Here is an 8,647-nt window from a genome sequence, read left to right on the forward strand (position 1 = left end):
GCCTAGGGCAGTCAGTCGGTCGCGTATCTGCTTCGGCATGATGGCATCCCTCACATTCGGCAGGGATACCAATACAACGCGGATTGATACGAAGGCAAGTGAATTGATACGGAGAGGGTAAGCGGTGAAACCGGCCTATTGCCTAGGGTCTGGAGAGGTCTAGCGAACCGGCTTGAACATGAGTTCGGTGGAAACCCCTTCCACCATCACCGAAATCTTGAAACATCAAGCTGCCGGCACCGATATCCCGGCCCATCGTGATGGGCCGGGTTTCGCGCTCCCGTGTTACGGGATCATCCATGGCACCAGATATTGTTGTGCCATCACCATCACGCCGAGCAAAGCGGTCAGGATGACGCTGTGCTTGAACGTGCGGGCGAAGACGATGCCTTCCTTGCCCTTGAGGTCGGTGGTCGAAACGCCGGTCGAGATGTTCTGCGGCGAGATCATTTTCGCCATCACGCCGCCGGAAGAGTTGGTTGCGGCGATCAGGACCGGGTTGAGGTGAAGCTGATTGGCGGCGACGACCTGCAGATTGCCGAACAAGGCATTACCCGAGGTATCGCTGCCGGATAGGAACACGGCGACCCAGCCAAGGAACGGGGAGACCAGCGGAAACAGCACGCCGATCGAGGCAACGCCGAGGCCGAGGGTGTAGTTCATGCCCGAGTAGTTCATCAGATAGGCAAGCCCGATGATCAGCGCCACGGTGAAGATCGCGATGCGGCTCTGCCGCCAGGTGGTGCCGATCGCCTTGATGAAGCCGGCAGGCCCGACGCCGACGAGGGCGGCGGTGATTACCGCGGCGAGCAGAATGGCCGTGCCGGTTGCCAGCGGCTGGAACACCCAGAGCGCGGCATAAGGCTTATGATACAGCGTGATGAACACGGCATTGTTCAGCCCGGGCCATTTGATCACCTGCTGGCCGATCGCGAAGATTTTCAGATCGGTCCAGATGATGACGACGGCGGACACCACCACCCAGGGGATCCAGCCGCGCCAGCTCGGAATCCCGCTGGCGCGATGGCCCGCGAGCGCTTCGGCGCGAATCGCGAATTGCGCGTCCGGCGCCGGGCGCCAGACCTGCAGGAACCCGATGGTGATGACCAGTGACACCAGCGAGGCCAGCACGTCGGTCAGCGCGTAGCTGATGTAATTCGAGGTCACGAACTGCGTGACCGCAAAGCTCGCGCCGGCGACCAGCAGCATCGGGAACAGCGCCTTGACCGAGCGCATGCCGCCGTACACGCCGATCACATAGAACGGCAGCAGGAAGGCAAAGAACGGCAGCTGGCGGCCGACCATCTGGCCCAGCGTGACAGCGTGCAGCCCGGTCACCTGACCGAGCACCGTGATCGGCACGCCCAACGCGCCGAACGCGACCGGTGCGGTATCGAAAATCAGCGTGAACGTGAGCGCTTCCAGCGTCGGGAAGCCGACCATGATCAGCAGCGCGCTGGTGATGGCGACCGGCGTGCCGAAGCCGGCGATGCCTTCGAGCAGACAGCCGAAGCAGAAACCCACCACCACGAGCACCACGCGGCGATCGTTCGGTAGATGCTCGATGATCCATTCGCGGAACGCATCGAAATGGCCGGAGTCGACCGCAATGTTATAGAGCAGCAGCGCGTTGACCACGATCCACATGATCGGCCAGAGGGCGAACACCACGCCGGCGGCGACGCTGTCGAGTGCTAGAAAAGCCGGAAAGCGCCAGACGACAGTTGCGATGACCAGAGCGGTAATCAGGCCGCCCAGCGATGATTGCCAGGCCGGGCGGCGCAGCACACCGAGCATGACCAGCACCACGGCGATGGGCACGGCCGCGACGACGAAGGACAGCCCGAGGCTGCCCCCGGCCGGGGTTAGTAGCTGATGAAACATAATATCTCCCAAGACGAATTAATTCACGGACACTCGGGGTGATAGGCGATTCGGCGCGGCTTTACACTACCTCGTGATCGGCAGCGATCGAAAAACCGGCCGTGCCGTCGGTCAGAGTGCGGCCGCCAGACGCTTTATTGCGCGGCGGCACCCAGGATCGTGCCGTCGTCCTGCTGAACCACCACCGCGATATGGGCGGCAGAACCGGGGGCGATCGGGTGTTCGAACGTCCGGCCGGTCCATGCGCCGAGCGTGGTGATGGCACGCACGACGTGGATCTGGCGCAGATCGGCGCCGCGGTTTTCACCGCCGCCGATCGCGGTACGGTCTGCCGCGTCATAGTGAAAGACCTCGATTTGCGCTGGATGATCGGGCATCGCGTCAGTGATCGACAGGTCCCAGCCAGTGCTGAGGCGATGGATCGCGATGTGAACCGCCGGGTGCGCCGCGCGGGCGAGGTCCTTGGCAATGGCGGCGGTGACGGCGGGCCGGTCCGAGCCGACCGCCACGCTGCGACCATCGATGATCGCCTGCGGCGTGTAGATACCATGCGCGCCATGCAGTGCTGCATACCATTTCTGCCGTGCGGTTGCGGCCGCCAGGGCAAACCGATCGGTCCAGCGCGGACCATCGAAATAGCCGACATGCTCCGTGAGCACCAGAATGGCGGGGTCGGCCGCCTGCAGGCGGGCCATCAGCGCCTCCGCCGGCGGGCAGTCGGAGCAGGATTGCGAGGTGTACAATTCGACCACCACGGGACGGGCTGCGCCCGACGCGGCGGCGGCCAGCGCGCCAAACGCGGCTGCCGCCGCGATGGCCAGCAAAGCGCGCGGGAGCCTCATGAGCCGCCGAACCAGTTGTAGCCCTGTTTTTCCCAGTAGCCGCTGGCGAACTGGTTGGTGACACCGAGGGCGACGATCGATTTGGCGTTCTTGTAGCCGAGCTTGGTGGGAATCCGCAGCCGCAGCGGTGCGCCGAACGGCGCCGTGAGCGGCGCACCCAGAAAATCGAGCGCAAGGATGGTTTGCGGATGCAGGGCCGATTCCATGTCGATGCTCTCGAAATACCCATCGGCGCATTGAAACGAGACATAGCGCGCCTTGGTATCGGCATTGATCCGGCGCAGGAAGTCGCCGAGCGGCACACCGCGCCACTGGCCGACGACGCGCCAGCCTTCAACGCAGATCAGCCGGGTGATCTGGCTTTCCTGCGGCAGGGCGCGCAGCTGCGCGATCCGCCAGGGCTGTTTGTTGCCGATCCGCCCGGTCAGACCCAGCCGCCAAGTCGCAAGGTCGACCTGCGGTGCCTTGTCGATATCATAAAACGCATTGAACCGCGGCGGCCGCGTGATGGCCGAGGCCGGGAACGTCGGCGCCAGCGTGTGCGGGTTGAACAAGGCGGCCTGCACCTCGTCGTTCCAGTGCGACATGGCGTTGAGCACCCGATCCACCACGTCGGGGTGCGACGGATCGTCGAAATCACAGCCGGTCAGCGTGGTGGCGGCGCCAAGCGCGAGGGCGCGACCGAGCAGATTGCGGCGGTTGAGATTGAGGACGGGCATGGGGCTACTCCGCGGCTTCGGATTCAGGGGTTGGCAGGCGGCCGCCGGTGATCATCGCGGGCAGGACCCGCGGCACCAGGGCGACCAGCAACAGATGAACGACCAGGAACAGTGCAATCCCGGCCATGGCGATGAAATGGATCACCCGCGAGACGAAAAACCCGCCGAACAGGTCCGACAGCGGCCAGAGTTGCACCGGCTTCCACACCGCGAGCCCGCTCAGCACAGCGAGCACGCCGAGCCCGATCACGCCGAGGTAGAGCAGACGTTGCACCGCGTTATAAACGCCCGGCCGATGCGGCAGATGAAACCGCGCCGCCGCGATCGCATCGCGCAGCACCGCGCGCGGGGTCAGCGGCAGCAGCTTGCGCCGGAAATGCCCGGTCGCGAGCCCCCAGCCGAGATACAGTGCACCGTTCAGCATCAGCAGCCAGATCGCCGCCAGATGCCAGGCGATCGCGCCGCCAAGCCATTGGCCGATCGTGGCCCATTGAGGGAAGGTGAAGGGCAGGAAGGGCGATGCGTCGTAAATCTCCCACCCGCTGCCGATCAGGGTGACGATGGCGATGGCGTTGAGCCAGTGCATCACCCGCAGGGCAAGCGGGTGGATCGGTCGGCGGTGCACCATGGGTCGGTCTCCTGCAATCGTGACGATGTCTGCCTGCCCTTCATGCGCGCGGCGCACTGCCCGCGTCGAGGTATCGAAACCATGCCCAATCGGCATTGGCCGCCGGCACGCCGCTGCGGCACATGATCAAGGCGTCGGACGGCCCCAGCGGTCGCCGCCGCATCGGACCCGATCATCAACCGCACGGAGACTGTCATGAACCGAATTCTGCTCGCTCGCGCACTGACGCTGGGCACACTTATCCTCGCCGCCGGCGGCATCGCCCACGCCCAAACCGCCAGCAGCATGGCCAAGCCGGACACGATGAGCCACAGCACGATGAAACACTCGACAATGAAACACTCAACGATGAAGCACTCGACGATGAAACATTCGACGATGAAACACTCAACGATGAAGCACAGCGCGATGGGCCACACGGCCGCGCAGTAAGCCCTCTGCCCCGATCACCGAGCGTCATCCCGGCGATCGGGGCACCTTCCTACCCGGAGGGCGAACTATGGCAGAATTTCAGAACGGCGTATGATCAGGATATGAGCCTCCAGGACAAGCTCGATGCCGAACGTACCCTCCGTCTCGTCAACGAGGCGTTGCGCGCGGCCTATGAAGAGACCATCACGACGCTCGGCCGCAACGGCTTGATGCCCGGCGTATTGGTCGAGGAAGCGCCGTTTCCCGACTTCATTCTGCCAAACATCGAGGGAAAACTGGTCTCCCTATCCGCCCTGCTCGCGCGCGGTCCGGTGATCGTGCAGTTTTTTCGCGGCGAATGGTGCCCCTATTGCCGCCTGATGCTTGACGCGCTGGTAGCCGCGCTCCCGGAAATCGAGGCTCAGGGAGCGTCGCTGGTCGCGCTGACGCCCGACACCCGTCCTCCTGCGCGCGACGCCAAAGTCAACCATAGCGCCACGTTCGAGGTGTTATCGGATATCGATTGTGGAGTCGGGCTGGCCGCAGGTGTCGTATTTCGTCTCCCGCCGCTCTACCGGGCGCGAATGCAAGCCGTCGGGACCGACGTGCCTAGCCGCCACGGCAACGATTCCTGGTTCCTGCCGATCCCAGCCACTTTCGTGCTCGATCGTGACGGGCGCGTTGCCTGGCGGTTCGCCGATGTCGATTTCACGCGCCGCGCCGCGCCAGAACGGATCTTGGCGGCATTACGCCAGTTGGCCGCGCCGGATTAGCGCCGTGGAACTCACCCAGGTCCGCTATTTCGTCGCGCTCAGCCGCTCGCTGAACTTCACCCGCGCGGCCGAGGCGTGCAACGTCACCCAGCCAGCTTTGACCCGCGCGATCCAGCGGCTCGAGGAGGAACTCGGCGGCTCGCTGCTGTTTCGTGAACGCAGCACGACCCAGTTGACCGAGCTCGGCCGCACCATGCTGCCACATCTCGATGCGATGCTGATGGCCGCCGACAGCGCGGCCGCCCTGGCCGATGCGCGCAGGCGCCAGCCGGTGGCGAGCCTGAAAATCGGACTCGCACCCGGTATCGGCTGCGCCGCGATCGCCTTTGCGGTGCGCGAGGTCGCGGCGATCCTGCCCGACCTGATGATCCGGCTCGATGAGGCGGCGGCTGCCATGCTGATCGAGTCGATGCTGGCCGACATGCTGGATTGCGCCTTGCTGCCCCAGGATTGCGAGCTGCCCGAGCGGTTCAATCATTGGCCGCTGTATGATGAGCGCGCCGTGGCGGTGCTGCCGGCCTGCCACCCCCTGGCCGAGCGCACGACGATCGCCGCCGATGATCTGCGCGGCGAAACCCTGCTGCACGGCGAACGCTGCGGCGGCTTCGCTTCCCTGCTCGACGCCGCGTGCCAGGGGCTGGCCCGCCTGCGGCGCTGCGACGGCGCGATCGGTCATCTGCTCGACCTGGTGGGTGCGGGGCTCGGCCTCGCCCTGCTCTCCGAACGCATCGTCCTGCCCGTAGGACTGGTCGCGCTGCCGATCACCGAACCCGCGCTGACGCGGCGGGTCCGGCTGGTCACCATCGCCGGCCGGCCGCAGGGGGCGGCGGTGTCCGGTTTCGTGAAATTATGCCGTGCCCGGCGCGGTCCGGACGCCCCCTAGAGTGTTATGCTTTCAGCTTAACGCTCTAGGGCTGTATTTTGTCGATCGATTTCATGCGATGATATTAACGCTGTCGCGTCAACCTAATCGCATATCGCTCTAGCAACCCGCCGCCACGCTCGATTTCAACTGGCCGCAAGCGGCAAGAATATCGCGGCCGCGCGGCGTGCGCACCGGCGCGGCATAGCCGGCGTTCATCACGATATCGGCGAAGCGGTGGATCGCATTGCCGCTCGAAGTTTCATAGGTCGACCCCGGCCATGGATTGAACGGAATCAGGTTCACCTTGGCGGGAATCCCCGCGATCAATCGCACCAGTTCATGCGCGTCGGCCTCGCTGTCATTGATGCCTTTGAGCATGACGTATTCGAACGTGATGCGTCTGGCGTTCGAGGCGGCGGGATAGCGCCGGCAGGCGGCGATCAGTTCGGCGATATTGTATTTGCGGTTGAGCGGCACGATCACGTCGCGCACCTCATCGCGCACGGCGTGCAGCGACACCGCAAGGTTCACGCCGAGTTCCGCACCGCACCGATCCATCATCGGTACCACGCCGGAGGTCGAAAGCGTGATCCGCCGGCGCGACAGGCCGATGCCTTCGCCGTCCATGATGATCTTCATCGCGGCGGCGACGTTCTCGTAATTATACAGCGGCTCGCCCATCCCCATCAGCACGATGGTCGAGAGCAGGCGCGGCGTTTCGCCTTTCGGGCTCGGCCATTCGCCATAGGCATCGCGCATCGCCATGAACTGCCCGACGATTTCGGCAGCGGACAAATTGCGCGTCAGCCGCTGCGTGCCGGTATGGCAGAACCGGCACGACAATGTGCAGCCCACCTGCGATGAAATGCACACGGCCCCCCGATCCTCGGTGACATCGGGGATATAGACGGTCTCGACCGCCTCGTTATCGCGAAACCGGAACAGCATTTTGCGCGTCTGGTCGGTGCTGAGCTGATCCGCCGCGACCGATGGCCGGCCAATCACGAAATGCTCCGCGAGTTTTTCACGCAGCGGCTTGGCGATATTCGCCATCGCGGCGAAATCGGTCACCCCCTGGTGATAGATCCAGTGCCACAATTGCTTGGCGCGAAACGCCGCCTCGCCGATCGAGGCGACCGCCTCGCCAAGCTCTGCGCGTGACAGTCCAACCAGGTCACGCCGGCCATCCGCCAGCAAGGCCGGCGGCGGCGCGAACAGAGCGGCCTTGGCCAGAATGCGCGTGCGCTCGGCCTCGTCGAGATCGAGCGTGATCGACATGATCTAGCTCTTTTTTGGCGCGGCGCTCGCCGGGCAGGCCTTCTCGATCGCCTTATAGGCGTCGGAGAAGCCATCGAGCCCGAACGTATCGGTCACCGGCTTGCCCGCCGGCGCGGTCGCGGTTGCCACCACCGAGGAACCGCCGAGAAACGCCTGCGTGGTCGCGGCACCCTTCATGGCGTAGGCCATATTATCCTTGGTGAAGAACGTGAGCTTGTTGCTGCCGACCGCGAGCGTCACCTTGGCGTCCTTGGTGTAGGTGATGCCCTGGCTGAGCGAGATTTCATCGCGAAACCCGGTACGCTCGGTCACCGTCAGCATCGCGGGCGTGGCCTTGCTGCCTTTCGGCAACTTGCTGGTGGTGAAGGCGTAACAGGCCCGATCCGCACCGCTGCCATAGGTCGCGGCGGTCCAGGATTTGAAGACACCGAGCGGTTTCGGTGCATCGGTGGCGGGAGCGGTCGTGGTCGCGGCGAGCGCGCAGCCGGGGGCGGCCAGAACCGTCAGGGCGAGGACAAGGGCGGGGGCGTGTTTCATAACAGGTAAAATACGCGCCCCGCCGCGCCGCGACAAGCGGTGCCCGCCTATCGGCCGACCCGAATACCGATATCGACCTGCCTGATCGCCGCATCCACCGCCTGCAACGCCGCAACCCGGTGCCCGCCCTTGTTCATCCGCGATACCTGAAGCTGCGACCGTGCGGCATAAAGCGCGTTGCGCGCCGCGAACATATGGCTCTGATACGCCATCGCCACGCCACCCATCACACCGCCCGCCACCAGGGTCGCCCCGACGATCGCCGCCAGACGCGTCTTGCTCAAATTCATCATCGATCTCCGTTGGTTGTTGAACGCACGGAGATTTTATCGAGCCCGATCATGGCTACGGTCGGGCAACGAAGTAACAAAGTGCAAGTACGCCGTCATGGGACGCTTAGTGCTGACCCCGATAGTGCTGGAACTGAATCGTAACGATCACATTGCGATTGATCTTTTCATGCAATGGCGGCGAGGGCTTTCCTCCCAATGGTTGAGTGCTACCGTGAGACACGACCTTCATCAGCGATCGATCAACACCGTGCGCCGCGAGAAAATCCGCCACCGCCTCAGCCCGCCGAAGGCCGAGTGCACGGTCGAATGCTGCACTCCCGTAACCGTTCACACCCCCCCCCTTTCTTGCCTCGAATGAAGCGTTAGCCAACGGCCGGTAAAATGTCGAAAGGCTGGGCTTGCTTTTCCACCCGAACC

12 protein-coding genes are annotated in these 8,647 nt (G+C 64.2%); 3 read left to right on the plus strand and 9 right to left on the minus strand.

The window, feature by feature from the left end:
- Positions 1–285 precede the first annotated feature (285 nt).
- The 5 genes from B7X49_RS16715 to B7X49_RS16735 all read right to left on the minus strand — a co-directional run bounded on the left by B7X49_RS16715 (position 286) and on the right by B7X49_RS16735 (position 4,236).
- On the minus strand, positions 286–1,884 hold the full coding sequence (locus tag B7X49_RS16715; protein WP_286702483.1) for an L-lactate permease: 1,599 nt from the start codon (positions 1,882–1,884) through the stop codon (positions 286–288).
- 134 nt (positions 1,885–2,018) lie between these two features.
- Entirely contained in the window at positions 2,019–2,726 is a 708-nt protein-coding gene (locus B7X49_RS16720) for a DUF1223 domain-containing protein (protein WP_286702482.1), read from the minus strand.
- Entirely contained in the window at positions 2,723–3,445 is a 723-nt protein-coding gene (locus B7X49_RS16725) for a molybdopterin-dependent oxidoreductase (protein WP_286702481.1), read from the minus strand. Before B7X49_RS16725 ends, B7X49_RS16720 begins: the two co-directional genes overlap by 4 nt.
- 4 nt (positions 3,446–3,449) lie before the next feature.
- Entirely contained in the window at positions 3,450–4,073 is a 624-nt protein-coding gene (locus B7X49_RS16730; protein ID WP_029312108.1) for a cytochrome b/b6 domain-containing protein, read from the minus strand.
- Positions 4,074–4,113: 40 nt separating this feature from the next.
- Positions 4,114–4,236, minus strand: a complete 123-nt coding sequence (locus B7X49_RS16735) for a hypothetical protein (protein ID WP_286702480.1) — start codon at positions 4,234–4,236, stop codon at positions 4,114–4,116.
- A 32-nt stretch (positions 4,237–4,268) separates the two neighbouring features.
- Here B7X49_RS16735 and B7X49_RS16740 point away from each other — a divergent pair, with 32 nt between their 5' ends.
- From B7X49_RS16740 to B7X49_RS16750, 3 genes are all read left to right on the plus strand, one after another.
- Positions 4,269–4,505 (plus strand): pentapeptide MXKDX repeat protein, encoded by a 237-nt coding sequence (locus tag B7X49_RS16740; protein WP_286702479.1) that lies wholly within the window; start codon positions 4,269–4,271, stop codon positions 4,503–4,505.
- A gap of 101 nt (positions 4,506–4,606) precedes the next feature.
- Positions 4,607–5,257, plus strand: a complete 651-nt coding sequence (locus B7X49_RS16745; protein WP_286840302.1) for a peroxiredoxin-like family protein — start codon at positions 4,607–4,609, stop codon at positions 5,255–5,257.
- Positions 5,184–6,140: a LysR family transcriptional regulator gene (locus B7X49_RS16750; protein WP_286840305.1), complete on the plus strand. Its 957-nt coding sequence runs from the start codon at positions 5,184–5,186 to the stop codon at positions 6,138–6,140. The genes B7X49_RS16745 and B7X49_RS16750 overlap by 74 nt, the downstream gene beginning before the upstream one ends.
- Positions 6,141–6,239: 99 nt before the next feature.
- Here the strand turns inward: B7X49_RS16750 and rlmN are convergent, their stop codons facing one another.
- From rlmN to B7X49_RS16770, 4 genes are all read right to left on the minus strand, one after another.
- Positions 6,240–7,400 carry a 23S rRNA (adenine(2503)-C(2))-methyltransferase RlmN gene (gene rlmN, locus B7X49_RS16755; RefSeq protein WP_029312105.1) on the minus strand — a complete coding sequence of 387 codons (1,161 nt, stop codon included), beginning with the start codon at positions 7,398–7,400 and terminating at the stop codon, positions 6,240–6,242.
- A 3-nt stretch (positions 7,401–7,403) separates the two neighbouring features.
- Positions 7,404–7,937, minus strand: coding sequence for an invasion associated locus B family protein (locus B7X49_RS16760; protein ID WP_286702477.1), 534 nt, complete (start codon positions 7,935–7,937; stop codon positions 7,404–7,406).
- Positions 7,938–7,984: 47 nt separating this feature from the next.
- On the minus strand, positions 7,985–8,227 hold the full coding sequence (locus B7X49_RS16765) for a hypothetical protein (protein WP_286702476.1): 243 nt from the start codon (positions 8,225–8,227) through the stop codon (positions 7,985–7,987).
- Between the two features lie 106 nt (positions 8,228–8,333).
- The coding region (locus B7X49_RS16770) for an OmpA family protein (RefSeq protein WP_353744444.1) at positions 8,334–8,647 on the minus strand (314 nt) is incomplete at its 5' end.

Source organism: Acidiphilium sp. 34-64-41, from assembly GCF_002282635.1.
Taxonomy (GTDB): domain Bacteria; phylum Pseudomonadota; class Alphaproteobacteria; order Acetobacterales; family Acetobacteraceae; genus Acidiphilium; species Acidiphilium rubrum.